General features: G+C 72.8%; 24 protein-coding genes and 1 pseudogene. 10 read left to right on the top strand and 15 right to left on the bottom strand.

Annotated features, from left to right (window positions below; all coding sequences use genetic code 11):
• From ACFVH0_RS29290 to ACFVH0_RS29315, 6 genes and pseudogenes are all read right to left on the bottom strand, one after another.
• The gene (locus tag ACFVH0_RS29290) at positions 1–876 is read right to left on the bottom strand and encodes an alpha/beta fold hydrolase (protein WP_385825015.1); all 876 of its coding nucleotides are present in this window, start codon (positions 874–876) and stop codon (positions 1–3) included.
• 140 nt (positions 877–1016) lie between these two features.
• On the bottom strand, positions 1017–1838 hold the full coding sequence (locus ACFVH0_RS29295) for a hypothetical protein (protein WP_385825017.1): 822 nt from the start codon (positions 1836–1838) through the stop codon (positions 1017–1019).
• A gap of 34 nt (positions 1839–1872) precedes the next feature.
• Positions 1873–2259 (bottom strand): helix-turn-helix transcriptional regulator, encoded by a 387-nt coding sequence (locus ACFVH0_RS29300; RefSeq protein WP_385825019.1) that lies wholly within the window; start codon positions 2257–2259, stop codon positions 1873–1875.
• A 369-nt stretch (positions 2260–2628) separates the two neighbouring features.
• A complete protein-coding gene (locus ACFVH0_RS29305) occupies positions 2629–3126 on the bottom strand; it encodes a phospholipase (RefSeq protein ID WP_385825021.1) in 498 nt (165 codons plus the stop codon).
• Between the two features lie 218 nt (positions 3127–3344).
• The gene (locus tag ACFVH0_RS29310; RefSeq protein WP_385825089.1) at positions 3345–3857 is read right to left on the bottom strand and encodes a hypothetical protein; all 513 of its coding nucleotides are present in this window, start codon (positions 3855–3857) and stop codon (positions 3345–3347) included.
• Positions 3858–4010: 153 nt separating this feature from the next.
• Positions 4011–4733 (bottom strand): annotated as a pseudogene (locus tag ACFVH0_RS29315) (hypothetical protein); the annotation flags it as partial.
• A gap of 211 nt (positions 4734–4944) precedes the next feature.
• Here ACFVH0_RS29315 and ACFVH0_RS29320 point away from each other — a divergent pair.
• Positions 4945–5985, top strand: a complete 1041-nt coding sequence (locus ACFVH0_RS29320; RefSeq protein ID WP_385825022.1) for a hypothetical protein — start codon at positions 4945–4947, stop codon at positions 5983–5985.
• Between the two features lie 234 nt (positions 5986–6219).
• Here the strand turns inward: ACFVH0_RS29320 and ACFVH0_RS29325 are convergent, their stop codons facing one another.
• Positions 6220–7260 (bottom strand): DUF3533 domain-containing protein, encoded by a 1041-nt coding sequence (locus ACFVH0_RS29325; protein ID WP_385825024.1) that lies wholly within the window; start codon positions 7258–7260, stop codon positions 6220–6222.
• Between the two features lie 189 nt (positions 7261–7449).
• On the opposite strand from ACFVH0_RS29325, the gene ACFVH0_RS29330 reads away from it, so the two are divergent.
• The 4 genes from ACFVH0_RS29330 (at position 7450) to ACFVH0_RS29345 (ending at position 14652) form a co-directional block, all read left to right on the top strand.
• On the top strand, positions 7450–10941 hold the full coding sequence (locus tag ACFVH0_RS29330; RefSeq protein ID WP_385825026.1) for a DNA polymerase III subunit alpha: 3492 nt from the start codon (positions 7450–7452) through the stop codon (positions 10939–10941).
• Positions 10938–11945, top strand: coding sequence for a hypothetical protein (locus tag ACFVH0_RS29335; protein ID WP_385825028.1), 1008 nt, complete (start codon positions 10938–10940; stop codon positions 11943–11945). Before ACFVH0_RS29330 ends, ACFVH0_RS29335 begins: the two co-directional genes overlap by 4 nt.
• Positions 11946–12127: 182 nt before the next feature.
• Positions 12128–13021, top strand: coding sequence for an esterase/lipase family protein (locus tag ACFVH0_RS29340; protein ID WP_385825030.1), 894 nt, complete (start codon positions 12128–12130; stop codon positions 13019–13021).
• Positions 13022–13104: 83 nt separating this feature from the next.
• Positions 13105–14652: a methyltransferase domain-containing protein gene (locus ACFVH0_RS29345; RefSeq protein WP_385825032.1), complete on the top strand. Its 1548-nt coding sequence runs from the start codon at positions 13105–13107 to the stop codon at positions 14650–14652.
• Positions 14653–14688: 36 nt separating this feature from the next.
• Here the strand turns inward: ACFVH0_RS29345 and ACFVH0_RS29350 are convergent, their stop codons facing one another.
• From ACFVH0_RS29350 to ACFVH0_RS29360, 3 genes are all read right to left on the bottom strand, one after another.
• A complete protein-coding gene (locus ACFVH0_RS29350) occupies positions 14689–15474 on the bottom strand; it encodes a GntR family transcriptional regulator (RefSeq protein ID WP_385825034.1) in 786 nt (261 codons plus the stop codon).
• 373 nt (positions 15475–15847) lie between these two features.
• Positions 15848–16342, bottom strand: coding sequence for a DUF402 domain-containing protein (locus ACFVH0_RS29355; protein ID WP_385825036.1), 495 nt, complete (start codon positions 16340–16342; stop codon positions 15848–15850).
• Positions 16323–17243 carry a GNAT family N-acetyltransferase gene (locus ACFVH0_RS29360; protein WP_385825038.1) on the bottom strand — a complete coding sequence of 307 codons (921 nt, stop codon included), beginning with the start codon at positions 17241–17243 and terminating at the stop codon, positions 16323–16325. The genes ACFVH0_RS29355 and ACFVH0_RS29360 overlap by 20 nt, the downstream gene beginning before the upstream one ends.
• Positions 17244–17323: 80 nt before the next feature.
• On the opposite strand from ACFVH0_RS29360, the gene ACFVH0_RS29365 reads away from it, so the two are divergent.
• Entirely contained in the window at positions 17324–17701 is a 378-nt protein-coding gene (locus ACFVH0_RS29365) for a GntR family transcriptional regulator (protein WP_385825040.1), read from the top strand.
• Positions 17702–17732: 31 nt separating this feature from the next.
• Here the strand turns inward: ACFVH0_RS29365 and ACFVH0_RS29370 are convergent, their stop codons facing one another.
• The gene (locus ACFVH0_RS29370; RefSeq protein WP_385825042.1) at positions 17733–18836 is read right to left on the bottom strand and encodes a DUF5925 domain-containing protein; all 1104 of its coding nucleotides are present in this window, start codon (positions 18834–18836) and stop codon (positions 17733–17735) included.
• A gap of 253 nt (positions 18837–19089) precedes the next feature.
• Between ACFVH0_RS29370 and ACFVH0_RS29375 the strand changes: the two genes are divergently transcribed.
• The 3 genes from ACFVH0_RS29375 (at position 19090) to ACFVH0_RS29385 (ending at position 21303) form a co-directional block, all read left to right on the top strand.
• Positions 19090–19890 carry an SGNH/GDSL hydrolase family protein gene (locus ACFVH0_RS29375; protein ID WP_385825044.1) on the top strand — a complete coding sequence of 267 codons (801 nt, stop codon included), beginning with the start codon at positions 19090–19092 and terminating at the stop codon, positions 19888–19890.
• Positions 19891–20190: 300 nt separating this feature from the next.
• Positions 20191–20454 carry a hypothetical protein gene (locus tag ACFVH0_RS29380; protein ID WP_385825045.1) on the top strand — a complete coding sequence of 88 codons (264 nt, stop codon included), beginning with the start codon at positions 20191–20193 and terminating at the stop codon, positions 20452–20454.
• A gap of 240 nt (positions 20455–20694) precedes the next feature.
• Positions 20695–21303 carry a TetR/AcrR family transcriptional regulator gene (locus ACFVH0_RS29385; RefSeq protein ID WP_385825047.1) on the top strand — a complete coding sequence of 203 codons (609 nt, stop codon included), beginning with the start codon at positions 20695–20697 and terminating at the stop codon, positions 21301–21303.
• 16 nt (positions 21304–21319) lie between these two features.
• Here the strand turns inward: ACFVH0_RS29385 and ACFVH0_RS29390 are convergent, their stop codons facing one another.
• Together ACFVH0_RS29390 and ACFVH0_RS29395 are read right to left on the bottom strand one after the other, a co-directional pair.
• Positions 21320–22072, bottom strand: coding sequence for an ABC transporter permease (locus ACFVH0_RS29390; RefSeq protein ID WP_385825091.1), 753 nt, complete (start codon positions 22070–22072; stop codon positions 21320–21322).
• 71 nt (positions 22073–22143) lie between these two features.
• Positions 22144–23121 carry an ATP-binding cassette domain-containing protein gene (locus ACFVH0_RS29395; protein WP_385825048.1) on the bottom strand — a complete coding sequence of 326 codons (978 nt, stop codon included), beginning with the start codon at positions 23119–23121 and terminating at the stop codon, positions 22144–22146.
• A gap of 63 nt (positions 23122–23184) precedes the next feature.
• On the opposite strand from ACFVH0_RS29395, the gene ACFVH0_RS29400 reads away from it, so the two are divergent.
• Complete coding sequence (locus tag ACFVH0_RS29400) at positions 23185–23892, top strand: TetR/AcrR family transcriptional regulator (protein ID WP_385825050.1); 708 nt, start codon at positions 23185–23187, stop codon at positions 23890–23892.
• Between the two features lie 20 nt (positions 23893–23912).
• On the opposite strand, the gene ACFVH0_RS29405 is transcribed toward ACFVH0_RS29400, so the two are convergent.
• Positions 23913–25187: a type ISP restriction/modification enzyme gene (locus ACFVH0_RS29405; protein WP_385825051.1), complete on the bottom strand. Its 1275-nt coding sequence runs from the start codon at positions 25185–25187 to the stop codon at positions 23913–23915.
• A gap of 33 nt (positions 25188–25220) precedes the next feature.
• Positions 25221–25997, bottom strand: coding sequence for a GntR family transcriptional regulator (locus ACFVH0_RS29410; protein ID WP_385825053.1), 777 nt, complete (start codon positions 25995–25997; stop codon positions 25221–25223).
• Positions 25998–26004 lie beyond the last annotated feature (7 nt).

Genomic DNA, 26004 nt, shown 5'->3' on the forward strand with positions numbered 1-26004 from the left:
CTATTCGGCGGGCGGGTCCAGCAGCCAGTTGAGGATTCTGGGCAGCGCGTGCAGCGCGTCGAAGTGCGCTGCCGCCGGTTCCACCACGACGGTGGAGTTCGGGATGCGTTCGGCCAGCCAGCGCGAGTGGCCCACCGGCGAGAACACGTCCTTCTCGCCGTGCCACAGCATCACCGGACCGGTGATGTCCGCCGGATCGAAGCCCCACGGGTTGCTGAAAGCGATCGCGTCGTCGATCCAGCCCCAGGCGGAAGTGCGCAGCCCCTCACGGTAGTTGCGCAGCAGCATGGTGCGGACCCCGACGTCGTTGACCACCATCCGGTCGGATTCGGTCAGCTCCTGGCGCAGATCGTCGATGAGCCGCACCGGGTTCTTCCTGATGACCGCGGACCGCGAGATGAACGATTCCGCGAGCCCGTCCGGATCGGCCGCCGCCGTGGAGTACGCCAGCACGTTGGAGGCGGCCATCCCGTCGAACCAGTCGAGACCGTCGGCCCCCCAGGGGGCCAGTCCGACCAGCGCGGCGGTACGGGTCACCCGCTCGGGCATCAGCGCCGCGCAGGCCAGGGCGTGCGGGGCACCGCCGGACCGGCCCACCACGGCGAACCGTTCGAGGCCCAGATGGTCCGCGATGGCCCGCACGTCCTGCACGGCGTCGGCGACACAGCGCCCCGGCAGCCGGTCCGACTCGCCGTAGCCCGGCCGGTCGTAGGTGATCAGCTGGGTCTTGCGCTGGTACAGGACCATGCCGCGCGGAGCCGGACCGAGCCTGCTGCCGGGCATGCCGTGCAGCAGGAAGACCGGTCTGCCGCGGGGATCCCCGAGACGCTCCACCACCAGATGCCGCCCGTCCGCCGCGCGCACCTGACTACGCACTTGGCGCCTCCTTCGTAAGGTGCGGGCACTGCGTGCCCGCCTTTTCCCGCCCGATTCGATGATGGCTCATCAAAGCTCTTACCGAGTCCGGGAGTTGGAAACCCACTGGAGGGCGGCGGATGGTGCGTCCGGGGTCCGGATCAGGTCTTGCGGGCGGTCGTGAGTCCGCCGGAGGCGATCCGGTCCCCGGCGTCGTTCACCAGCCCTCCACCGATTTCACCGGCCCGTTTCAGCAGCCGCTCGAAGTCGGTGAGACGGCGGAAGGCATCGGCGTGGGCGGCCTGTTCGTCCAGGGGGAGCCGGAGCACCTGGAGCCTTCTGACGTCCACTCGGGAGGAGCTGGAGGCATGAGTTCCGGCCTGACGTCCGTTGGCAGGTGCGCGCAGGCACCCGGCGAGGAAGTGGGCGTCCAGCATCTCCGGGTCCACGCGCAGGGCGTACAGCTGCGAGCCCAGGGCGACGGCCGGGCCCTGGTGGATCCAGGCCCGGAACGCGCGGACGACACCGGCGACGATCACATCGCCCTCCTCGGCCACGGTGTGGGCGGCACCGGGTGCCAGCAGCCGGCCCGGGGCGCCCTCCAGCAGCAGATCGGGGACGGTGAGCAGCGGGGTGCCGCAGGTGCCGGACGGGGGTGCGGTGTCCGAGGGCTGCTGCCCCGCGTGCAGGGTGAGGGCCCCGGCCTTGACGAGGTCGCCCACGGTGGCCGTGGTCCGCGGCCCCGAGCCGGTGAGGGTGAGCCCGGAGAGATGGGTGGCCAGAGCGGTCAGTTCGCCCAGTGCCCCGGTCAGCTCCTGCCAGGAGGCGCTGAGCTCCGCCCCGGACGGTTCGCCGCCCGACCCGGTGTGGCGGCCCGGGGTGACGTCGACCTCGTCGTCCAGCAGGTCGGGCAGCGAGACCCGCGCCGCGTCCCCGGGCAGCTCCCGCTCCGGGCTGTCGAGCCGCGCGACGGCGGAGAGCACGAAGGCGGTCAGGGTCTCCCGGTCCGGTCCCTGTTCACGGCTGCCCGGCCGTCCGGCCCGGGTGGCGTCGATCAGCAGCCTCCCCGGCCTCGGCGGAGAGACCGGCCGTGGTGGTGCGCGCTCCGGGCGCACGCATGCGGCGCGCGGCCTCGGCGATGGCGAGCCCGGACTCGTCCCGGCTGCCCAGCGCCTCGAACCCGGGCCACAGGAATTCGCGTCCGCCGGCGTTCGCCGACTTGCCGTTGTCGCGCAGCCACTGCTCCACCTCGGACAGCGAGAACTGCGGACTGACGTCCGAGCCGCCGATCCGCACGGGGAACGAGTCGTGGCGGCGGCGCCAGTTGCTCACGGCCGCCCGCCCCACACCCGCGATCCGGGCGATCCCGGCCAGGCTTACCGGGACGGGGCGTGATGCGCTCATCGAGGCTCTCCGGGTCCTTGGCGTCCCGGGCGGGCCGGCGTCCCGGGCGGGTCGGTGTCCCCGAGGCCGCAGTGCATGCGCAGGCTACTACGGTCATTGACTTTGTTCACAGGTCCGGCCGTGGGCGTTGCCCTGTGAAGTCGTGTACGCCGACGAGGTCCACCTCGGCCCGCACAAGAAGCCGGCCGAGCACCCGGACCTGCCGAGGCCCTCCGCCGAAGCCGTCCGCAGGCGCGGGGAGCAACTGGCGTCGCGGGGCTGCTCGGACCTCGGCGAGGGCGCGGAGGACGCGCTGTTCCGAGCCCTCGTCGCGTCCGGCCGGTCCCGCTCGTGGGGCCGGCCGGGTCCGCCGGGCGCTGTCGGTGACGGTCAGGCGGTCCGGGTGAGTCCGTCGGAGTTGGCCTTCGCCGGTGCCACGCCGAAGATGTCGACGGCGTGGTAGTACGTCCACGCCGTGCTGTTGCACGCGGTGAGCTTCGCTCCGGAGTACGCGGCGCACACGCGCTTGAGGTCCTCGTAGAACGCGGAGTCGATGCGCGACTTGTTGGCGGAGAAGGTGCCGGCGGCCTTGTGGTTGCGGTAGCCGAAGTCGTGGCGGGCGCAGGCGTTCTGGAAGGGGAAGCCGAACGGGTTGTCGGGCGAGCTGCTGCAGTAGTCGGTCGACCAGTCGAAGCCGTACGCGGCCCAGGCGCCCTGGTTGTTGCGGGCGGCGTTCCAGGCGTTGTAGCTGGAGAGGCTCGTCTGGGTCCAGGAGCTGAGGATCTGGGGCTTGTCCGCCGGGGCGGCCGAGGCGGACGCGGCGGGGAGCAGGACGAGGGGGAGCGACAGAGCGGCCGTGGCGAGCGGGACGGTGAATCGGCGACGCATGAGCAACCTCCGCAGAATGACAGGGAGTCGGGCTGACCGTGCTCCTCGTGGGCTCACGAGATCGCTCAGCATGATGCCATGTACCTGCCATGCGTAGGGGCTGTCCGGCGGATCGGGACGGACGGACCCGGCTGTCGCTGCGGCCGGACGCGGAGAATTCGGCCGGGCGTCGGGCGGCGGCCACGGGAAAGCCGCCGCCCGTCCCTCCGGCCGCCGGCTCAGGGGGCCGTCGACTCCAGGTGGTAGGTCGTGTCGACCCAGAAGCCGTTCGTCGCCGCGGCCTTGATCTCCAGCACGTACTGGCCGGGGGTCAGTGGTTCGAAGCCGCCCCAGATTCCCCAGGCGTAGCGCTGGGTCGTTCCGGTCATGAACGGCGCGGTGAACTCCCGCAAGGGCAGTGGCACGCTGTTGAGGGAGGCGGTGGCCTCCGTCGCCGTCATGCGCAGAGGCACCCTCGAATACGACCGGGGGTGCTGCATGTTGAGGACGGGAAAGAAGACCGGCCGGTCCGAGGGGACCGCGCAGTGCCGCACCACCCGCCCGCCGTAGGTGCCGGCCAGGAACCAGAGGTCGTCCGGCTGGTTCCAGGCGGCATGCTCACCCGTCGTGTCCCTGACCGGGCTGCGGTCGTCGGGCGCGGAAATGGCCCACTGCCACCACCGGCCCGCGAGCTCCCCACCCTCTTCGCTGCTCGGCTTCCACATGCGCTCCGCCGGTCCCGCCCCGCTCATGACGACTCTCCAAGGTGCAGCCCCGGGCCACGGGGCTCGATTCGAACAAGCGGACAGTACCCGGGGTGGGTGCCGGACCGGGACGAAGGGGTCGACACCGGTCCTCGCGGAGCCCTGCCGCGCCCCGGCGGCCGCCCCGATCTCCGGCACCGGGTCCAGCAGCAACCGCCGCCGGGCCCCGAATCGAACGGCGACGGTACCGGCGGACCGCCCCTCGGCCCGGAGCAGGATGCCCGCCTCGTCCGCCCACCGGCCGACGGCGCAGTGGTGCCCCGGCGGCGCTGCCCCCAGCACGTCCGGCGGCAGCGCGGGCAACGGCACGGACAGCCCGGCCCCGGACCGGATCCGCAGCTCGCCGGCCCTGCGCGCGTCCCACGGATGGCGGTGCAGATCGAGGCGGAACCGAGGGCTCGGGCGGTGGTGCGGATGGTGGCGGGCCTCGATGCCGGGGTCCGCACCGTCCCACAGCGCCGCCCGATCCGCTGCCCGGCGTCCGCCCGGGCGGGTGGGGTCCGGACCACCAGATGCACCGGACGCACACCGTCGGGCCCCTCGGTGCCGTACCGGGCCAGGGCGATCGTCAGTCCCGGGCGCAGCAGCCCGCGGGGGCGATCCGAGGCAGGTGCCAGCGCAGCAGGTCAGGAGCCAGATGGCGGAGATCGTCCCGGAGCCGGGACGCGAGTTCCCGGCCGTGGGTGCGTGAAACGGACCGTGGGGCGAGATCGGCGTCAATACCTGCGGCGGCGCAAGCCCCCGCCCAGTCGCCGACCTGCCGGCGGCCGGTCGCGGTCTCGATCACGGAGGGCGGCACGGCGAACCCTCGCACGCGCGCCCAGAAGGAAGGCGGGAATCCCTGTTCGCGTCCTGAGTGAGCATCAGCACTCACCTTGCGCGGACGGGGCCCCATTCTGATACCGGAGTGAGTCGTCATCGCGGGGCGGCGTAGCTCCCGCCCCCGCGGCCCGCCAGGTGTTCTTGTCCGGCGCCGGTGCATTCACCGAGCCGGTCTCTGCTGTGAACTAAGTGCATGCTTCAATGTCCGTGTGGGTGGGGGTGGGTTGTGTGAGCTGTCAGGGGTAGAGGTGGCATGGCCGAATCGGATCGTCGGCTGGTGCAGACCGCGGTCATCGGGAGCGCCGCGTCGGGCTTGGGCATCGTGCTGCCGCAGGAGGCCGACGAGCTTCGGCGGCTGCGGCGCCGGCATCCCGCGTACACGTACTGGTGTGGCACTCAACTCGGCGGCTGCGGCGGCAAGTTGTCCGACCGGCTGTACGTGGACAAGGTCTGTCACTTCGCCCATGCGCCGAACGCCTCCTGCCACCGCAGGGCCAACGGCGCGGACAGCGCGGACCACCTCTTCGTCAAGCAGGACCTCGCCCGCTGGGCCCGCGGCGGCGGCATCGACGCGCGAGCCGTGCTGCGTGATCAGGGCTCGGGTCCGGGTGACGCCGTCGACTTCCAGGTGCGTGAGCGCCGGCAGCGGGTGCGTTTCCAGTTCCGGCGGCTGACGCATCCCGAGTGGCGTTCGGCGAGCGAGGAGCTGCAACGTGATGCGGCAAGCCTGGACTGGGTCTTCGGGCCCGGCTCCGCCCATCCCGAGACCATGGAGGAGATGTACGAGCGGGCCGGCCACGTGCTCCGTTTCCGCTTCGAGACACAAGGCGTGACGCGGCACGTCCGGATCAGGGCGGAGGAAGCGCGGCGCAGCACCGACTGGGTGCCCCTCGACGCCTGTGCGATGACGCCCGAGGGGCTGCGGGTGCCCGGAGCGCGGAGGCTGACGCGTACGGGCCGCCGCCCCGTCGTCGTGGAGCCGCCGCCGGTGCCTTCGCCGGCTGCCACCTCTCCCCGGCCCGCCACCGGGGCGGACCGCCGGTCCGGCCGGAGCGCCAGCCCGCTGGTGCGGAAGGTCCAGCGCCTGGTGGGCGAGGTGAACGCGCTCGCGGCATCGGCGGACGCCGACGTACGGACGACGGCGGAGCGGCTGGACCGGGAGGCCGCCTCGTGGGCCGAGCGGTACGGGCGGCTGACGGGCCCGGACTTCTGGTCCGGCAAGGCCACGAAGATGGCGGCCCAGGGGGACGGGCTCGCCGGCAGGCTGGAGAAGCTGGCGCGGAGTCTGGAGTGAGGGGGCCGGGCGCCTCGCGCCGCCCCGGCCCGTGACCGGGTCGAGCACCGGGCCGCGCCGGTCGCTCCAGGAGATGGCCGGTGCGTCGCGGGCCCGCCCGCCGCCCGCCGCAACATCGGGGCGGGCGTCCTGGTCCGCGGCGGTCGGGCGCCGCAGCGGGCGGCCGAGCACATGGTGGAGCTCCGGTGCCGGGGGTGCTCCGGCGCCTCCGCGTGTGAGGGACGGGACGGGCGGTCAGGGCAGCGGCGTCGAGCCGAACGGAGGCCGCTCGCCGGTGAGTTCCTCCGGTCTGCGGCGAGCGGCGACCAGAAGTGTGATGGCCGTGCCCACCACCGCCCACGCGGACAGCACCAGCAGGGGGACGGTGACCGCGTTGCCCCTGAAGTAGGCGATCGAGCGGGCCACCCAGGTGCCCGCCCCGGGCGGCAGCGCGGGACCGATCGCCCGCCAGAAGTCCGGGAGCATCGGCAGCGGATAGGCGCCGCCGGCGCTCGGGTTGCCCGCGATCACCACGATCAGGACGGCCAGGCCGATACCGACGATGCCGGTGATGGCCTGGAGGGCGAGGGTGATCATGCCGACCGCGAAGACGGTCAGTGTGCCCAGGCCCGACAGGCCCCAGAAGCTTCCGGGCAGGGCGCCGAGGATCGGTCCGATGATGATCGTGCCGCCGATCCCGCCCGCGATGGAGTACAGCGCCATGACGCCGGTCCGGATCACCGCGCGCTGACGGTTGGCGGGCTTGGCGCCCGCGCTGATCGCCAGGATCGAGGCGCAGAGGTAGCCGCCGACGCACCAGCCGACGACCAGGTAGAACGACGAGATCCCGTTGAAGTCCTGGCCGGAGGCGGGGGCCAGGTCCACGGCCCGTACCGTGCGCTGCTGGCTCCGCTCGACCTCCGTGATGATCTTCGTCAGGGTGGTGGCCAGCGAGGTGCCGCCGCCGGAGGCGACCAGCACGGTGTCGGCCGTGCCCTCGGGATTGACGATCAGGGCGCCGTCGATCCTGCGGTCGAGGATCTGCTCGCGGGCCGTGGCCGCGTCGGCGACCGTGCGGGGGTCCAGCGGGCCGCCGGGAAGATTCTTCAGCTCGGTGAGGAGCTGTGCGGAGATCTGCCGCGGTGCGACGACGCCGAAGGGCACGTCGGTCGGCTTCGGCTTGTGCAGCGCCCCGACGTAGGACGCGATGAACAGCAGCTGCAGTCCGAGCACACCGATGACGAGCAGTGCGGCCCGTGGAGTGACGGCGTTCTTCACCTCGTCAGCGAAAGTCATGCCCCCACGCTCCGGGGCGCCGGTTGTTCGTGCAGGCGGGGCAGGGCCGAATGGCTGACCGGGCCCCTCGCGGGCCGCCGGTCCGGGGCCGGGGAGGTTCCGCGCTCCCCGCTATCGCACGAATGTTCGAAACTTGGTCTATGGTGGAGGCAAGGGGGTGGTGAGTACGGATCGGTCCAGGAGGTGCAGATGCCCGGGTTCACGCATCTGCATACCGTTTCCGGGTTCTCCCTGCGGTACGGGGCATCGCACCCGGAGCGGCTGGCGGAGCGCGCCGCCCAGCGGGGAATGGACGCGCTGGCGCTGACCGACCGGGACACCCTCGCGGGTACGGTCCGTTTCGCCAGGGCCTGCGAGAAGGCCGGGATACGGCCGCTCTTCGGGGTGGAGCTCGCGGCGGGGCCCGCGACGCCGGAGCATACGAGAACCGGAGGGCCCGCGCAGCGGCCGCGGACCCCGGTCCGTGGCGGCGCCTTCATCGACGAATCCGCCCCCCGGGTCACCTTCCTCGCCCGGGACGGCGCCCGGGGCTGGACGGAGCTGTGCCGTCTCGTCACCGCCGCCCACGCCCCCGCGCCCGACGGTGCGGGACGGCCCCTGGTCGGCCGGGCCGAACTGCCCGCCGAAGGGCTCACCGTGCTGCTCGGCCCCGCCTCCGACGTCGGCAGGGCGCTGGCCGCCGGCCGTCCGGACCGGGCCGCGGTGCTGCTCGCCGGCTGGCGGGAGATCTTCGGGGACGACCTGCGCCTCGAAGCCGTCCACCACGGGCGTGAAGGTACCGGACCCGGCTCGCTGCGGCTCGCCGCCCGTACCGTCGGCCTCGCCGCCGAGCAGGGGGTGCGGGCCGTGCTGACCAACGCCGTACGGTACGCCGACGCCGGGCAGGGCCCGGTCGCCGATGTGCTGGACGCGGCCCGCGGGCTGGTCCCCGTCGACCCCCGCCGGGCCCCGCTCGACAGCGGGGAGCGCTGGCTGAAGGACGCCCGGGCGATGGCGGAGGCCGCAGCCCGGATCACCTCCGCCGCCGGTCTGGGCAAGGACGCAGGGGCGCGGCTGCTCGCGGAGACCCGGCGTACCGCAGACGCCTGCGTCGTCGACCCCGAGGGTGACCTCGGCCTCGGCTCCGTCCACTTCCCCGAACCGGAACTCGTCGGCGCCGGGCGGCGCACCGCCCAGCGGGTGCTGGCCTCCCGTGCCGCCGCCGGCATGGTGCTGCGCGGCTACGACCGCAGGCGCGACTACTGGGAGCGGATGCACCAGGAGCTGGACATCATCGCCTACCACGGTTTCGCCTCCTACTTCCTGACGGTCGCTCAAGTCGTGGACGATGTGCGGGAGATGAAGGTGCGGGTCGCCGCCCGGGGCTCCGGCGCGGGATCCCTGGTCAACCACCTCCTCGGGATCGCGCACGCCGACCCGGTCGAGCACGGGCTGCTGATGGAGCGCTTCCTCTCCAGGCGCCGCTTCGTGCTGCCGGACATAGACATCGACGTGGAGTCCGCCCGCAGGCTCGACGTCTACCGCGCGATCATCGAACGCTTCGGCACCGAGCGGGTCGCGACCGTCGCCATGCCCGAGACCTACCGGGTGCGCCACGCCATCCGGGACGTGGGCGCCGCGCTCTCCATGGACCCGGCCGAGACCGACCGGCTGGCCAAGGCATTCCCGCACATCAGGGCCCGCGACGCCCGCGCGGCCATGGAAGAACTGCCCGAACTGCGCGAAGTGGCACGGGAGAAGGGCCGGTACGGGCGGCTCTGGGAGCTGGTGGAGGCGCTGGACGCTCTGCCGCGCGGCATCGCCATGCACCCGTGCGGGGTGCTCCTGTCGGACGCCTCCCTGCTGCGCCGGGTGCCCGTCGTGCCCACCGGCGGGGAGGGCTTCCCGATGGTGCAGTTCGACAAGGAGGACGTGGAGGATCTGGGGCTGCTCAAGCTCGATGTGCTGGGTGTACGGATGCAGTCGGCGATGGCGCACGCGGTCGCGGAGATCGGACGGGCCTCTGGGCGGTCCGTGGACCTGGACGCAGTACCGCCGGACGACCCGGAGACGTACCGGATGATCAGGAGCGCCGAGACGCTGGGCTGCTTCCAGATCGAGTCGCCGGGCCAGCGCGACCTGGTCGGCAGGCTCCAGCCGGCCGGCTTCCACGATCTGGTGGTCGACATCTCGCTGTTCCGCCCCGGACCGGTCGCGGCCGACATGGTGCGGCCGTTCATCGAGGCCCGGCACGGCCGGGCCCCCGTGCGCTACCCGCACCCCGATCTGGAAGGGCCGCTGCGCGAGACGTACGGAGTGGTCGTCTTCCACGAGCAGATCATCGAGATGGTCGACATCATGACCGGCTGCGGCCGGGACGAGGCCGACCGGGTGCGGCGCGGGCTCTCCGACCCCGAATCGCAGGACCGGATCAGGACATGGTTCGCGCTGCGGGCGACGGAGAAGGGGTACGACGCCGAAGTGACGGCCCGCACCTGGGAGATCATCGAGGCGTTCGGCAGTTACGGCTTCTGCAAGGCGCACGCGGTGGCTTTCGCCGTACCGACGTACCAGTCGGCCTGGCTCAAGGCGCACCACCCGGCGGCCTTCTACGCCGGGCTGCTCACCCATGACCCCGGGATGTACCCGAAGCGGCTGCTGCTCGCGGACGCGCGGCGGCGCGGGGTGCCGGTGCTGGGACTGGACGTGAACCGGTCGGCGGCGACCCATCGCATCGAACTGGTGTCCGATAGTGGAGGAGGGGAGGGCCTCTGGGGTGTACGGCTCGCCCTCTCGGACGTCCACGGCATCGGCGCGGCCGAGGTCGCCCGGATCGAGGCCGGACAGCCCTACACCTCGCTGCTCGACTTCTGGCAGCGCGCCAGGCCGGGCAGGCCGGCCGCCGAACGGCTGGCCCGGGTGGGCGCGTTGGACGCGTTCGGTGCCAACCGGCGCGATCTGCTGCTGCACCTGTCCGAACTGCACCGCGCCCAGCGGGGCGCGGGCCCCGGCGGCGGACCGGGCGCGCAGCTGCCGCTCGGCGGCGGACACCGGACCGGCTCCATCGGCCTGCCCGATCTGGACGACGCGGAACGGCTCAGCGCCGAGCTGGGCGTCCTGAGCATGGATGTCTCCCGCCATCTGATGGACGATCACCACGCCTTCCTGAAGGAGCTCGGCACGGTCTCCGCCAAGCGGCTGCGCGAGGCACGGCACGGGGACACCGTGCTGGTCGCGGGCGCCAAGGCGGCCACCCAGACCCCGCCGGTCCGCTCCGGCCGCCGGGTCGTCTTCACCACCCTGGACGACGGCACGGGCCTGGTCGACCTGGCCTTCTTCGACGACAGCCACGCCGCCTGCGCGCACACCGTCTTCCACTCCTGGCTGCTGCTGGTGCGCGGAGTGGTGCAGCGACGCGGCCCGCGGAGCCTGAGTGTGGTCGGCGCGGCCGCCTGGAACCTGGCGGAGCTGGCCGAGCTGCGGCGTACCGGCGGACTCGACGCGGTCGCGGACCGACTGGCGGAGGAACCCCAGGCAGAGGAGGGCGAGAAGGGCGAGAAGGGCGATCCCGCCGGCAGCGGCCGTCGCATCCAGCTGCCCACCGGATACGAGATGAACCCCTGGTCGGACCTCCAGCCGCCCGGCGAAGGCGTCGCCACCGGCAGGAAGCTGTGGCACCAGAGCCCGGGGAGCGCGGGATGAGCACCGCACCCGAGGTGCCGGGCATCCTGTACCTGCGGTTCCGCAAGGTCGGCGGAGGCCTCCCGGACAGCGCGGGTCACGAGGGGCTGCTCGCCCTGCTCGGCGCGCTCACCCCGGTGGTCGAGGCGGCCCCGCCCGACGGGGCGCTCGCCGATGTGCGCGGCGCGCTGCGCTACTTCGGGCTGGACGTGCGGGGGCTGGCCTCGGTGATCCGGATCCGCGCGCTCGCCCTGCACGGCGTGGACTGCGCCATCGGGGCGGCGGAGAACCCGATGCTGGCCCGGATGGCGGCCCGGCGGGCCACGCCCGGGACGACCTTCGTGGTGCCCGGGGGAGGAGCGGCGGAGTTCCTCGCGGACCGGCCGGCCGCGGCGCTGGACGGCGTCGGCGCGGCGACGGCCCGCACCCTGTGCGCGTACGGGCTCGACTCCGTCGGCCGGATCGCGGCCGCCCCGCTCGGCACCCTCCAGCGGATCACCGGCGTACGGACCGGGCGTGAACTGTGGGAGCGGGCGCGCGGCATCGACCGCACGGCGGTCCTGCCGGGCGCCGCGGCCCGGTCGATCGCCGCCGAACGGTCCTTCCCCCGCGACGAGCTGGACCGGGAGCGGCAGCGCCGCGCGCTCATGTCGCTCACCGAGGAGCTGGGGGCCAGGATGCGCGGAGACGGGCAGGTCTGCCGCGGCCTCGCGGTCAGCGTGCGCTACGCCGACCGGACCGGATACTCGACGCTCACCCGCAGCCGTACGCTCCGGGAACCCACCGCCCACTCCGCGGCGCTCACCGCGCTCGCGTACCGGATCCATGACTCGTTCGCCCTGCAACGGGCCCGGGTACGGGGGATCGCGCTGCGCGCGGAGGGGCTGATGGAGAGTGAGCGGGCCGCGCACCAGCTGTCGTTCGACCCGGTGGACGAGCGGGCCCGCCGGATCGAGGCGGTGGCGGACCGGCTGCGGGACAGGTTCGGCCCGCGGGCCGTGATGCCGGGGCGGCTCGCGGTCTGATCGCCCTTTCGGGTTCGCCCGATCGACGGATCATCACTTTTTACTGACGCGTAACTTCCCAGGGCACCTTACTCACGCGTAATTTGGCCCGGGAACACGGATGAATCAGCAGTCAGATCTGTGGTCCGGGCCGCAGGGTGTACAGACATCGCAACTCCCTTGAGCCGCAAGGAGACCACACGATGCTGCCCTGGACACGTGCGTCGCGCGCCCCACGCGCGCGGAGAACCCTCGCCGCACTGCTCCTCGCCGTCGCCGCAGCCGCCACCCCCACGGCCGCTGCCGCTGCCGCCGCCCCCACCGCCGCGACAGCCACCTCCCGTGGCTGGAACGACTACTCCTGCAAGCCCTCCGCAGCCCATCCCCGCCCCGTCGTCCTGGTCCACGGAACCTTCGGGAACTCGATCGACAACTGGCTGGTCCTCGCGCCCTACCTGGTCGACCGGGGCTACTGCGTCTACTCGCTCGACTACGGGCAGCTGCCCGGTGTGCCGGTCTTCAACGGACTCGGCCCGGTCGACAAGTCCGCCGGACAGCTCTCCTCGTTCGTCGACAAGGTGCTCGCCGCCACCGGAGCGGCCAAGGCCGACCTCGTGGGCCACTCGCAGGGCGGCATGATGCCGAACTACTACCTGAAGTTCCTCGGCGGGGCCGCCAAGGTGAACGCCATGATCGGGCTCGCGCCCGACAACCACGGCACCACCCTGCTCGGCCTGACGAAGCTGCTGCCGTACTTCCCGGGAGCCGAGGACCTGCTGAACGCCAACACCCCCGGTCTCGCGGACCAGGTGGCGGGCTCCCCGTTCGTCACCAAGCTCAACTCGCTCCCCGACACCGTGCCCGGAGTGCACTACACCGTCATCGCGACCAGGTACGACGAGGTCGTGACCCCGTACCGCACACAGTTCCTGGACGGGCCGGACGTGCGCAACGTCCTGCTCCAGGACCTGTGCCCGGTCGACTTCTCCGAGCACGTGGCGATCGGCACCGTGGACCGGGTCGCCTACCACGAGGTGGCGAACGCCCTGGACCCGGCGCACGCCACTCCCACCACCTGCGCCTCGGCCGTCGGATAGCACGAGCCGCGGTACGGGGGTCCGGGCGTCCCGGACGACGGATCCCCCGTACCGCTGTCGGCGGCGGCTGGCACGATCTACCCATGACGACGATCGACTGGGACTCCGCAGCCGACTCCTTCGACGAGGAACCCGACCACGGGCTGCTCGACCCGGTGGTCCGGCACGCCTGGGCACTGCGGCTGGAGAGCTGGCTGCCCGGCGGGTGCTCCGAGGTGCTCGACCTGGGGTGCGGCACCGGGAGCCTGGCTCTCCTCGTCGCCGGTCAGGGCCACCGGGTCACCGCCGTCGACCGGTCCCCGCGCATGGTGGAGCAGGCCCGGGCCAAGCTCGCCGGGACGGGCACCGCGGTCCTGCTCGGGGACGCGGCCCGACCGCCGGTCGGCAACCAGCAGTTCGACGTGATCATGGTCAGACATGTGGTGTGGCTGCTGCCCGACCCGGCGGCCGCCCTGCGCCACTGGTTCACCCTGCTGCGGCCCGGCGGCCGGCTGATCCTGGTCGAAGGTGTCTGGGGCGGCGTCGGCCTCGGCGCCGGGCAGCTGACCGGACTGCTCTCGGAACTCACCGAGCGCATCCACCACGAGCGGCTCTCCGACGACCCGGACCTGTGGGGCAAGCGGGTCGACGACGAGCGCTACGCCCTGGTGGCCCGCGCCGAGCCGCCGCACCGGCACACCGAGGTCGTCGATGTCCATCTGATCCTCCGCCGCGGCCCCGAGGTCCTGCTCGCCCGCCGGGCCGGCACGGGGTACGCGGACGGGCTGTTCAACGGCCCGTCCGGACACGTCGAGGACGGCGAGGACGTCCGCGAGGCGATGATCCGTGAGGCGGCCGAGGAGATCGGCGTCGAACTCGGGCCGGACGAGCTGCGGGTCGCCCTGGTCATGCAGCACCGCGGCCCCGGCGGCAGCCCCAGGACCGGCTGGTTCTTCGAGGCGGAGTACGACCCCGACCGCCCGCCGTACAACCGTGAACCCGACAAGTGCTCCGAGCTGGCCTGGTTCCCGCTGGACGCCCTCCCGGACGATGTAGTCGCCTACTGCCGGGCGGGGATCGAGGGCTACCGGGCGGGGGAGCACTTCCTGATCCACTGGCACGAGGACGGCGACACCGTGGCGTACGAGCCGGACGGCGTCCGCCGCGCCGTTCCGCTGCCCGCCGCCCGGTCCGGCACCGGAGAGGTGCACCACATCGAGCTGTGGGTGCCCGATCTGGCGGTGGCCGAGCGGGGATGGGGCTGGCTCCTCGGGGAGCTGGGCCATGTCCCCTACCAGCGCTGGGAGCACGGGCGGAGCTGGCGCCGCGGCGACAGCTATGTCGTGGTCGAGCAGTCGCCCGACCTGGCCCCGGGCCCGCACGACCGGCACCGCCCCGGGCTCAACCACCTCGCGTTCCACGTCCGCGACCGGGCCACCCTCGACGCGCTGGTGGCAAGGGCCCCGGAGCACGGCTGGCGGCCGCTCTTCCCGGACCGCTACCCGCACGCGGGCGGCGAGGGGCACATCGCCGCCTACCTGGAGGACACCGCGGGGTACGAGGTGGAGCTGGTCGCCGGAGTCCACCAGCCCCGCCCGGCCCCGGAGGAACCGGCACCGTACACCGATGTGTGGGCGCAGCACCGGGACTAGGGCACGCTCGTGCCGGGCCGGCGCCTGTCCGGCGGATCAGGCCGGACTCGCGCCCGGGTCGCGGAAGTTCAGTACGAAGCGGGCGCGTTCTCCCCGGATGCGCCGGCGGACATAGAGCACCGGCTCGCCGTCGGGGGTGCAGCTGACGCCCTCGCGGACCAGCAGGGGACTTCCGGCCGGTACGCCCAGGATGTCGGCGTCACCGATGTCGGCCCCGATGGCGCTGAAGGCGCGCCAGTCGTACTCCAGGGTGATGCCCGCGCTGTCGGCCAGGGTGCGGACCAGGTTCTCCACCGGTCCGGGGGCCGCGAGTTCCCGGGGCAGCAGGGCGGTCGGCATCCAGTAGGTGCTGATGCCCCAGGGTTCCGGGCCGGTGGAGAACACGCTCTCCACCCGGGAGAGGCCGGCGCTGGGCCGGCCCAGCCGGCGGGCAGCCTCCTCGTCGGTGGTGGCGGTGCCCGCGGGCAGGGCGTCGGTGATCGTCTCCTGCACGTCCATGCCCGGTCCGGCCGTGGACGCGGGCAGTGAGGTGTGCGTACTGCCCATGTCGAACCGCTGGCTGCGGGGATCGACCGCGATCGACACCCGGGCGACGGGCGGGCGCACGAAGGTGCCGACGCCCCGGCGGATCTCGATGGCGGCGGCCCGCTCCAGCTCCGCGACGGCCTCCCGGACGGTCAGCCGGTTGACGCCGAACTCGGCGCACATCTCGGGCTCGCTCGGCAGCCGGGAGCCGGCCGGAAACTCTCCGGCGTCGATGCGTTCCTGGATGAGGCGGGCCAACTGCAGATAGCGCGGACTGGTCCTTCGGTGGTTCGGCACCCCTGGATAGTACGAAGCTCAGCGAGCCGTCCGGGACGGGGATCCGGTACCGCCGAGCGTTCCGACCCGGTCGTTTCACCGATGTTCATGTACTGGTCACCCGCAGGGCCGGACGGCCGCCCCCAGGGCATCCGGGCATCAAGATGTCTCCCCGTGGAGTCCTTTCCCGGGCGACCACGGCGGTGACGGCGGGACCACCGATCTGCCGGCCCGGATGTCGCTGGAGGAGAAGGCCGGCCTCCTCCCGTTCAGCGTGCCGAACCCCCTGTTCCGCCGCGGCTGTCGGGCCGACGGCCGACCGAGGCGGTGGACCGGGTTCCGGGCGGACCGTACGGGGGGCGCCCGGAACCGGATCGAACTCCTGTGCCCATCGTCAGGCCAGCAGCGTCGCCAGCCCCTCGGTGCGGGCCAGGTGCTCCAGCTCGTCCAGCGCCCGCAGTGCCGCCCCGGCCGCCGCCGGATCGCGTCCGGCGAGGCCGCTCTCCTCGAACTCGTCCTCGTCCAGCCGCAGTACGGACGAGCCGTCCGCCGACACCCACAGATCCAGGTCCAGGTCCTCCACCAGCAGCTCCCCGTCCCGCAGCACCGCGGGTCGGGTGATGTCGCAGTACCAGCCCTTGAGTCCGCCCGAGCCGGTACGGACCTCCTTCACGGCGAACCAGCGGTCGCGCCAGTAGTGCTCGGTGAACACATCGCCCGGCTCGAACCGCACGAAGCCGAAGTCACGGACCCCCGGCGCCGCCCACGGCGCGCGCACCGTAACCCGGGTGCCGTCGTCCCGCACCACGTCCGCCGGGTAGCGGATCTTGGTCCGCCCGGCCTTCACCAGGGCGACCACCACGGCGGCCTCAGCCGAGCTTGCGGACATGGCGCACATTCGTGGCACAGATTTCGTAGCCGAACCACCGGTTGATGGCCAGCATCGGTCCGTTGTCCGCGTCGTTGGCGGTGTACGCGTCCGTGCAACCGGCCGCGCGCGCCCGGTGCAGCGAGTCGTTCTTGGCGAGTTTGGCCAGGCCCCGGCCGCGGTACGCCCTGCGGGTGCCCGTCATCCCCGACCAGTAGCGGGTCAGACCGTCGGTCTCCGCCGCGCTGAACGCCGCCACTTCGCCGTCCGCCATCACGACCGAGGTGAGCTCGCGGTCGAGCCCGGGAGCACGCCAGGTGTGGTTCAGCCAGTCCTCGTAGTCGTCCAGCAGGGCCGGGGTGTCGCTCGGCTCGTCGGCCGTGGTCTCGGCGTCCGCCTCGAAGAGCGGGCGGGGGTCGTCCGCGAAGTCCGCGGCGGTACGCAGCTCCACGCCCGGCGGGAGCTCCTGACGGGGCGGCAGCGACCCGTCCGTCAGATCGAGCCGGGAGAAGTGCGCCCGACGGCTCGGCACATAGCCGCGCCCGCCGGCGAAGGCCAGGTTCGACGGGGCGTCGAGCACCCAGGTGTAGACCGCGGTCGCGCCCTCCCGCGCCAGGTACTCCTCGGCCGTGCGCACCAGCAGCGCACCCGCCCCGAGCCCGGTGCGGTCCGGATGCGTGTACGTGTTGCAGAACCCCTGGCCGGGTTCGGGGCTGTCGTGGGCGAGGCCGACCTGCGCGGTCGCGACGAGCTCCCCGTCCACCTCGGCGACCAGCAGCCGGTAGCGCTTGTCGGGGTGGGCCGAGGCCATCTGGAAGATGACGGACTCGGGTGTCGTCACCACATAGGGCAGGGCGGCACGCCGGACCCGTACCCAGCCTTCCGCGTCGGCCGGGAGGAAGTCACGAACAATGACAGTCATGGGCCGGACGTTACGCGTGGGCCGCCACCGGTCGCCCCCGAATTTCCGGCACCGCGGCGGACGTGGGGGAGAATCGGGGCGTGACCCTGAAGATCGTTCTTGATCCGGACGCCGGTACCGCCCCGTACGAGCAACTGCGCACGCAGATCTCCGAACTGGCCCGCTCCGGCGCGCTGCCCGTCGGTTTCAGACTTCCGACGGTACGCGGCTTCGCCGAGGAACTCGGCCTCGCCGCCAACACCGTCGCGAAGGCGTACCGCGCACTGGAGGCCGACGGGGTGATCGAGACCCGTGGCCGCAACGGCACGTTCATCGCCGCCGCCGGTGACGCGGCGGACCGTCATGCGGCCGCCGCGGCACAGGAGTACGCGGACCAGGCGCGACGGCTCGGCCTGTCCCGGGACGAGGCGCTGTCCCTGGTGCGCGACGCGGTACGCGCGGCGTACGGGACGGACTGAGCCGGGAGGCCGGGACGGCGGACCGGCGGGCTCAGAGGTACAGGCCCGCGTCCGCCCCGGCGTCCTGCTTCGGCACCGACGCGGGACCGCTGCCCCGCCGCAGCGCGTACAGCTCGGCGAGCGTCGCGCCCTCGCGGCCGAGCCCCTCCTCGGTGCCCAGCCAGGCCACCGCCTCGTTGCGGGTCAGTGACCCCACCTCGATCCTGGCGAGGCAGCGGCCGGGCCTGACCACGGCCGGATGGAGCCGCTCCAGATCCTCGTTGGTGGTGACGCCCACCAGCACGTTGCGGCCCTGTCCGAGCAGCCCGTCGGTGAGGTTCAGCAGGCGGGACAGCGCCTGGCCCGCCGTGTGCTTGGCCTCGCCGCGGATCAGCTCGTCGCAGTCCTCCAGCAGCAGCAGCCGCCACCGGCCCTTGGCCGTGCCCTCGTCCTCGCCGATCGCGATGTCCATCAGATAGCCGACGTCGTTGAAGAGCCGCTCGGGGTCGAGCACGCAGTCGACCTGGCACCAGTCACGCCACGAGCGCGCCAGCGTGCGCAGCGCCGACGTCTTGCCGGTGCCCGGCGGGCCGTGCAGCAGGAGGAGCCGGCCCGCGATGTCGTCGGGCGTCACCTTCATCAGCCGGTCCATGGCATCGGCCACCGGTGCCGTGTAGTTGCCCCGGACCTCGTCCCAGGTGCCGGCGGCGATCTGCCGGGTGGTGCGGTGCGGGCCGCGGCGCGGGGAGACGTACCAGAAGCCCATCGTCACGTTCTCGGGCTGGGGTTCCGGCTCGTCCAGGGCGCCGTCCGTCGCCCGTTCGAGGATCTGCTGGGCCAGCTCCGGGCTGGTCGCGGTGACGGTGACGTCGGCGCCGCGGTTCCACCGCGAGATGAGCAGTGTCCAGCCGTCGCCCTCGGCGAGGGTGGCGCTGCGGTCGTCGTCGCGGGCGGCGCGCAGCACCTTGGCGGCCGGCGGCAGCAACGTCGCCCCGGCCTTGATGCGTTCCAGGGAGGAGCTGTGCGAGTACGGCTGCTCGCCCGTCGCGAAACGGCCGAGGAACAGCGCGTCGACCACATCTGACGGGGAATCGCTGTCGTCGACGGTGAGCCGGATCGGCAGAGCGGACTCAGGGTTGGCGGACATGGCGCCCATGATCCGGCACCGGGGTACCCGGCGCACCCGGGTTTCACTGTCTTCCTCCCTTTGTCCGGTGATGGCCGCTTTCCGGTGGCTGCCGTACCCCCGGTGGTGATCAGGGAGGTGACGCGGTCTCAAGGGGGCGCGGAGGGGCACTCGAATCACGGAATTAAGTTGGCATGCACACTTCCGGCGAGGGTGCCGGTACTGCTACCACGGTCTCGGCAGACCGGGCGGAGATCCCACCGGTCGGTCCCAGGGAGGTTCCATGAAACTGTCCAGACTCGCGGCGCTCTCGTCCTCGCTCCTGCTCGGTGCCGTACTCGCCCTGACCGGGGCGGCCACCGCCAACGCCGCCACAGCCGTCGACTACGTGGCCCTCGGCGACTCGTACTCCTCGGGTGTCGGATCCGGCAGTTACGACAGCGCCAGCGGCGACTGCAAGCGCAGCACCAAGGCGTATCCGGCGCTCTGGGCCGCCGCCAACTCGCCCGCCTCGTTCTCCTTCGCCGCCTGCTCCGGCGCTCGTTCGGGTGATGTGAAGGCCAATCAGCTCGGCCCCCTCAACTCCTCGACCGACCTGGTGTCGATCTCCGTCGGCGGCAACGACGCGGGCTTCGCCGATGTCATGACCACCTGTGTCCTCCAGTCGGAGGCCACCTGCCTCAATCGGATCGCCACGGCCCGCAGCTATGTCGAGACCACCCTGCCCGGCAACCTCGACTCGGTGTACTCGGCCATCCAGGCCAAGGCGCCGTCCGCCCGTGTCGTGGTCCTCGGCTACCCGCGCTTCTACAAGATCGGCGGCAGCTGCGCCGTCGGCCTGAGCGACAAGGTGCGCACCGCGATCAACGGTGCGGCCGACTACCTCAACTCGACGACCGCCAAGCGCGCGGCCGACCACGGCTTCGCCTTCGCCGATGTCGCGGGGAAGTTCACCGGCCACGAGATCTGCTCCGGCAGTGCCTGGCTGCACAGTGTCAACTGGCTCAACATCGGCGAGTCCTACCACCCCACCGCCGCCGGACAGTCGGGTGGCTACCTGCCCGTCCTCAACTCGGCGGCCTGACGCCACCACGCATGTGCCGGGCCCGTCCGGCCTTCCGGCGGGCAGGAGGCCCCTGTCCACCGGGGTCTCCGACCGGCGGGGTGCGGGGGCGGCCGGCGGTCCCTGGCCGGAGTCACGGCCGGAGTGCCTTCGTCCGTTTCCGTTCTGTCCAACTCGCCCTGAAATCGGGCGGATTCGCGAGCGAGGTGTCAACCTCCGTATGTGTGTGCGTAATCCTGCTACCGGGATACACGAGTGTCGTCGCGGGGCGATAGGGTTAACCTGCCCGGGCCGGGTGCCCTCGTACGGGTGGGGAGTGACATGGAACAGATAGCGATGCGGAGCAGGCCGCGTGTGCCTGCCATCACATGCGGGAGCGGTGCGACGAGTTCGCGCCTCGACCGCCATCTCGCGGTGCTCGGCGGGCCTGCCGTGCCACAGCGGGAGACTGCGGAGGCGACCCTGCTGATGCGCGAGCTGACCTCGCGCGATGCCGCCCACCGTCATCGGAGCAAGAGTGCGCGGGTCTCGCTGTTCGCGCCGCTGCGTCGACTGAGGCGTTCACTCTTCGGCAGCCGCCGCTGACCCGACGGCCCGTCACGACCGTTCGACCGGTCCACCGCCCGGGCTCCCCGGCCAGGGTCCGTCGCCCGGCCCCCCGCTCGGGGCCGCGGTGACCACACCGTCCCGGCGCTGCGCTGCTGTCCGCCCTCCCGTCATCCCCAGGGCCCACAGCAGCGTTTCGGTGTGTTCGCGGGGCGTCGGAGGGTGACGGCCGGGGCTCTCGAAAATACTTCGGCGTCGAAGCACTTCTAGACTGTATGCATGTCCGGAAAGCGAGCCGCGCGCCTGAGCCCCGACGAACGGCGGGCCCAGTTGGTCGCCATCGGCCTGGACATGCTCACCGACCGCTCGCTGGACGAACTCTCCACGGACGACGTGGCGCGGCGGGCCGGGATCTCACGCGGGCTGCTCTTCCACTACTTCGACTCCAAACGCGACTTCTACCGCGCCGTGGTGCAGCAGGAGTGCGACGACTTCGTCGCAGCCACGGAACCGGACCCCTCGCTGGCGCCCGTTCCCTGGCTGCGATCGTTCATCGCCGGTTTCGTGCGGTACGTGCTGGAGCACCGCAGGGTCTATCTCGCCCTGGTCCGCGGTGCCGCGGGCAGTCACCCCGTGGTGGAGGACATCGTCGACGCGACCAGGGCCACCCTCGCCCGGCGGGTGGCGGAGGGGCAGCGGCGGCTCGGGATGCCGGACTCGCCGCGGCTGGCCGTCGCCGCCCGCGCCTGGACGGCGTTCGCGGAGGAGGCCGTGACCAGCTGGCCGCGCGGTGGACCGGATATGCCGGGCGAGCTCGGGGCCTTCCTGGAGTCGAGCTTCATCAGTCTGCTCGGCGCCCTGGACCGGCCCTGCACGCTGCCCCGGTGAACGGGCCGGGCGGCGGTCACTCGCCGCCGCGCGCGTAACGCCGTACGGACAGCGGGACGAACACCGCGAGGAGCACCACCGACCAGGCGAGCGTCCCGGCCACCGGGTGGGTGACCGGCCAGGCGGCGTCGGCGGCCGGGGACGCGTTGCCGAACAGGTCGCGGACGGCGGCGGCCACGGCGCTGATCGGGTTCCACTCCGCGACCATGCGCAGCCAGTGCGGCAGATTGCCGGTCGGGATGTACGCGCTCGACAGCAGCGGCAGCACGAAGGTGGCGCTGCCCAGCTGTCCGGCCGCCTCCTCGTTGCGGATCAGCAGGCCCAGCCAGCAGCCCACCCAGGACGTGGCGAAACGGAACAGCAGCAGCAGCCCGAAGGCACCCAGGGCGGCGAGCGGGCCGCCCTCGATCCGCCAGCCGACCGCGAGCCCGACCAGCACCAGCGGGACCAGGCCGACGGCCGTGGTCAGCAGATCGGCGGCGGTCTGGCCGAACGGCACGGCGGGCCGGCTCATCGGCAGTGCGCGGAGGCGGTCCATCACCCCGCGATGGCAGTCCTGCGCGGACTGGAACATCCCGGTCATGATGCCGCCCGCCGCCGTCGCCGCCAGCAGGCCCGGCACCAGGAACGCCCGGTACTCCTGGCCGGGCATGGCCAGCGCGCTGCCGAAGACGTACCCGAAGAACAGCAGCATGGTGATCGGCATGGTCTGGGTCAGGATCACCACGCCCGGGGCCGCCTTGATCCGTTGCAGATGGCGGCCCAGCATGGCCAGGCCATCGGCGACGGGGGTGCTCGTGGCGGGCGCGGCGGGCCGCTCGTGGACCAGTGTCGTGCTGCTCATGCTGCCGTCTCCTTCAGGGGCGGGGAGGTGCGGCCGTCGCCGCGGTCGGTCAGGCGGAGGAAGACCTCGTCGAGCGTGGGCGGGCGCAGGCTCGCGTCCACCAGCGCCACGCCCGCGGCGTCGAGTTCGCGGACGATACGGGGGAGGGTGAGCGTGGCGTCGGTCGCGACGGCGCCCACGGTGCGGCGCTCGTGGTCGAGCACCGGTTCGGCGCCGGTGAGCTGGTCGAGCACGCCGGCCGCCGGGACCAGCGCCGACTCATGGGCGACGACCACCTCGGCGTAGCTGCCGATGCGGGACTTCAGCTCGGCGGGGGTGCCGCGGTGGGCGGCCCGGCCCCGGTCGATCAGCACGATGTCGTCGGCCAGCTGGTCGGCCTCCTCCAGGTACTGCGTGGTGAGCAGCACGGTGGTGCCCCGGCCGGCCAGCTCCCGTACCGCCGCCCAGATCTGGTTGCGGCTGTGCGGGTCGAGGCCGGTGGTCGGCTCGTCCAGGAAGAGCACCCGCGGGCGGGTCAGCAGGCTGGCGGCGAGGTCGAGGCGGCGGCGCATGCCGCCCGAGTAGGTGCGGGCCGGGCGGTCGGCCGCCTCGGTCAGCTCGAAGCGTTCCAGGAGTTCGTCGGCGCGGGTGCGTGCCGCCTCGCCGCGGAACCGTTGCAGCTTGGCGAAGAGCCGCAGGTTCTGCCGGCCGGACAGCTCGCCGTCGACCGAGGCGTCCTGTCCGGTGACCCCGATGTCCGCGCGCACCGCGCCCGCCTCGCGCACCACGTCGTGGCCCGCGACCAGGGCGCTGCCGCCGTCGGGTGCCGTCAACGTGGTGAGCACCCGGACGGCGGTGGTCTTGCCCGCCCCGTTCGGCCCCAGCACCCCACAGACGGTGCCCTCGGCGACCGCGAGATCGAGCCCGCGCAGCGCGTGGACATCGTTGTATCGCTTCTCCAGACCTTCACTAAGTACAGCGTACGTAGTCGTCATGCGCCCACCGTACCGCACTACGTACGGTGTACGTAACTACGATGGTGGGCGAGGTGATGATCGATGGTGGGGCGACCCGCTGTACCCGAAGTGATCTGGGCACGCCCCGAGCGTGCGGGCCGGGGCCCCAAGCCCGCGTTCAGCCGTGCGGACATCGCGGCGGCCGCCATCCGCATCGCCGATGCGGAGGGCTTGGACGCGGTGTCGATGCGCAAGGTCGCGGCGGAGCTCGGCTGCGGCACGATGTCGCTCTACAACTACGTGCCGCGCAAGGAGGACCTGCACGAGCTGATGCTCGACGCGGTCAGCGGCGGGTACGAATACCCCGAGCCGTCCGGTGACTGGCGCGCCGACCTCGTCGCGCTCGCCCGCCAGGCCCGCGCGATGATGCACCGCCACACCTGGCTGCCCCGGCTGATGTCACCCGTGTACGGCTTCAGCCCGAACGCCCTGCGGTACATGGAGTACGCGCTCAGCTGCCTGGACGGGGTGGACGCGCGGTTCGGCGAGAAGATGGAACTGATCGCGATGGTCAACGGCGTGGTCACCACCTATGCGTCCAGTGAGATCGCGATGGCGGAGCGCAGCCGGTCGCTGCCCTGGTCCGAGGAGCAGGAGAACGCCGTGCGCACCGGCTATCTGATCAGCCAGATCGCGACCGGGAAGTATCCCCGGATGGCGGCCGGATTCGCCGAGGACCCCGGGCCGATCGACATGGAGGGGGTCTTCGACCGGGCGCTCGGCCGGGTGCTGGACTCCTTCGACCGGTAGCGGCCGGGCCGGGCGTCCCGTCAGAGCAGCGCGAACTGCCCGTCCGGGCCCTCCTCCTGATGACCGAGCACCGAGGCGGGCCGCCGGGCGGCGGCCGCGACGGGCAGCACGCCCGCCGTCCGGAGCTCGGCGGCCGTGATCCGCGGACCGTCGGCCAGGCCCTCCTGGCGGGGGCGGAGCCCGTCGAGCAGGGCGAGCAGGGTGATCAGCTCCAGCAGCTGGGAGGTCCACTCCTGGGGCCAGGCGTGCGGCCGGACCGCCTCCAGGCCGTCCACATCCTGCGCGCAGGCCGCCGACCGCCGCCCGAACCAGAGCTCCAGCATCCGGACCCCGCCCACCCGGAACTCCCACGCCCCGGGCGGCACGGGCGAGATGCGGCCCGTCCCCACCGTGAGCGTCTCACTGTCCGCGTCGTACGCCAGCCCGTCCGGTACGGGCGGAACCGCGGCCCGCACATAGGGCCGGCGCCCGCCGGGCAGCCGTGGGCGCTCCCCGCCGCGGGCACCCCGCAGTTGCAGCCGCAACAGCTCCTGGCCCAGCTCCACCCCGGCCGTCCAGCGCGCGGTGTCGGCGGGCAGCGGGACCACGCATCCGGCGGGGGAGTGGCGGGCCGCCGCGAGCACCCAGGCCAGCACGGCATGGGTGGTCACCGAGTCCCCGTGGCGGGCGCGGAGCAGGGCCGGCAGCCCGGGGGCCAGATTGGGTTCGCGGCCGTCGGGGCGCCGGAACAGCGGCCGGATCCGGCCGGGCCGGCCCGCGGGGGAGTGGCCGTCCGGCAGCAGCGCCGTCACGGACAGGGCGGGGCCGGTGTCCTGCGGCACGTATCCGTGCTCCACGGCGAAGAGCTGGTGGCCGTCGGCGACCCGCCACAGCTCAGGGCGGGCGGCGTCGATCAGCCGGTGGTCGGGGATCAGCCACTGCTCGTCGAACGGGCCGTGCGAGATCCGTACCGGCTCCGGGCACGGCCCCTCCTCGCGGGCGAACCGGCCGGTGCCGGTGGTCTGTCCGGGCAGCGCCGCCACCGGGGTATGCGGGGTACGGGAACGGGTCGCCCGGAACAGCCGCTCGCGTTCGTCGGCCGGGGCCCGCACCAGCCGGTCCCAGCGCGCCCGCAGCGAGGCGGCGTCGGGGGCGATCACCCAGGGGCGGCCGGTGCGCAGCGGCCGTACGGACCAGGGCATCAGCTCGTCCAGGAGCGGGGCCTCCATGTCCCGGGCATCACCGGAGCCGCCCGCCGCCCGTGCCGCCACCGTGTCGTCCTCCCCGTCGCCACGTCCGCCCGCCTTCCCGGGCATCGTAACCGTGCCCCTGTGGCACAGGGCAGTGCGTCAGTGCGCCTCCACGGTGACGGAGAAGGAGAACCGGTCGCCCCGGTAGCGGATCTGCGCCACGTCGACCACCCGGCCGCCCTCGTCGTACGTCACGCCCGTGTAGAACAGGATCGGGCTGAGCAGCGGTACGTCGAGGAGTCCGGCGGTGGCCGGGTCGGCCAGGCGCGCCTCGACCGTGTCGGTGATGCGCGAGATGCGGACGCCGACCCGGTCGCGCAGCACCTTGGTCATCGGCCAGCGTTCGAGATCGGCGACGTCCAGACGGGCCGCGATGTCGGGACGCACCACGTTCTCCGCCCAGTTGGTGGGCTCGTCGCTGTCCCCGTCGCGGCGCAGCCGGCGGTAGCTGACCAGCTCCGCGCAGTCGGGGAAGTGCTCGGTGAGCTCCTCCGGCACGGCGACCGGGCCGTGGCCCAGCACCGCGGTCCGCTCGCCCGACTGCTGGGCCACGATCGCGTCGATCGAACCCAGCAGCCGGACCGGCGACACCCGGCGGGCGCGCGGCTCGATGAACGTGCCGCGCCGCCGGTGCCTGCTGATCAGCCCTTCCGTCTCCAGCTCCTTGAGCGCCTGGCGCATGGTCAGGACGCTGACGCCGTAGTGCGCGGCGAGCTGCTCCTCGGTCGGCAGCCGTGCCGAGGCGTCCCTGGCGCGGCCCAGTATCGAGGCGCGCAACGACTGCGAGACCTGGTACCACAGCGGCAGCTTGCGGTTCAGGACCAGCGAATCGGGTGCGAAGGCCGGTCCCGGGGGGATCTTGGGCGTCTGAGGCACCTGGGGG

Source organism: Streptomyces sp. NPDC127117, from assembly GCF_042677325.1.
Taxonomy (GTDB): domain Bacteria; phylum Actinomycetota; class Actinomycetes; order Streptomycetales; family Streptomycetaceae; genus Streptomyces.

Bases quoted from the DNA above. Each gene is read 5' to 3' on its own strand.
- ACFVH0_RS29340 (WP_385825030.1), top strand. From the start codon at position 12,128: ATGCTGCCCTGGACACGTGCGTCGCGCGCCCCACGCGCGCGGAGAACC.
- ACFVH0_RS29300 (WP_385825019.1), bottom strand. From the start codon at position 2,259: ATGAGCGCATCACGCCCCGTCCCGGTAAGCCTGGCCGGGATCGCCCGG.
- ACFVH0_RS29320 (WP_385825022.1), top strand. From the start codon at position 4,945: ATGGCCGAATCGGATCGTCGGCTGGTGCAGACCGCGGTCATCGGGAGC.
- ACFVH0_RS29395 (WP_385825048.1), bottom strand. From the start codon at position 23,121: ATGACGACTACGTACGCTGTACTTAGTGAAGGTCTGGAGAAGCGATAC.
- ACFVH0_RS29345 (WP_385825032.1), top strand. From the start codon at position 13,105: ATGACGACGATCGACTGGGACTCCGCAGCCGACTCCTTCGACGAGGAA.
- ACFVH0_RS29380 (WP_385825045.1), top strand. From the start codon at position 20,191: ATGGAACAGATAGCGATGCGGAGCAGGCCGCGTGTGCCTGCCATCACA.
- ACFVH0_RS29385 (WP_385825047.1), top strand. From the start codon at position 20,695: ATGTCCGGAAAGCGAGCCGCGCGCCTGAGCCCCGACGAACGGCGGGCC.
- ACFVH0_RS29335 (WP_385825028.1), top strand. From the start codon at position 10,938: ATGAGCACCGCACCCGAGGTGCCGGGCATCCTGTACCTGCGGTTCCGC.
- ACFVH0_RS29360 (WP_385825038.1), bottom strand. From the start codon at position 17,243: ATGACTGTCATTGTTCGTGACTTCCTCCCGGCCGACGCGGAAGGCTGG.
- ACFVH0_RS29310 (WP_385825089.1), bottom strand. From the start codon at position 3,857: ATGAGCGGGGCGGGACCGGCGGAGCGCATGTGGAAGCCGAGCAGCGAA.
- ACFVH0_RS29400 (WP_385825050.1), top strand. From the start codon at position 23,185: ATGGTGGGGCGACCCGCTGTACCCGAAGTGATCTGGGCACGCCCCGAG.
- ACFVH0_RS29330 (WP_385825026.1), top strand. From the start codon at position 7,450: ATGCCCGGGTTCACGCATCTGCATACCGTTTCCGGGTTCTCCCTGCGG.
- ACFVH0_RS29405 (WP_385825051.1), bottom strand. From the start codon at position 25,187: ATGCCCGGGAAGGCGGGCGGACGTGGCGACGGGGAGGACGACACGGTG.
- ACFVH0_RS29370 (WP_385825042.1), bottom strand. From the start codon at position 18,836: ATGGGCGCCATGTCCGCCAACCCTGAGTCCGCTCTGCCGATCCGGCTC.
- ACFVH0_RS29355 (WP_385825036.1), bottom strand. From the start codon at position 16,342: ATGTCCGCAAGCTCGGCTGAGGCCGCCGTGGTGGTCGCCCTGGTGAAG.
- ACFVH0_RS29325 (WP_385825024.1), bottom strand. From the start codon at position 7,260: ATGACTTTCGCTGACGAGGTGAAGAACGCCGTCACTCCACGGGCCGCA.
- ACFVH0_RS29390 (WP_385825091.1), bottom strand. From the start codon at position 22,072: ATGCTGGGCCGCCATCTGCAACGGATCAAGGCGGCCCCGGGCGTGGTG.
- ACFVH0_RS29375 (WP_385825044.1), top strand. From the start codon at position 19,090: ATGAAACTGTCCAGACTCGCGGCGCTCTCGTCCTCGCTCCTGCTCGGT.
- ACFVH0_RS29305 (WP_385825021.1), bottom strand. From the start codon at position 3,126: ATGCGTCGCCGATTCACCGTCCCGCTCGCCACGGCCGCTCTGTCGCTC.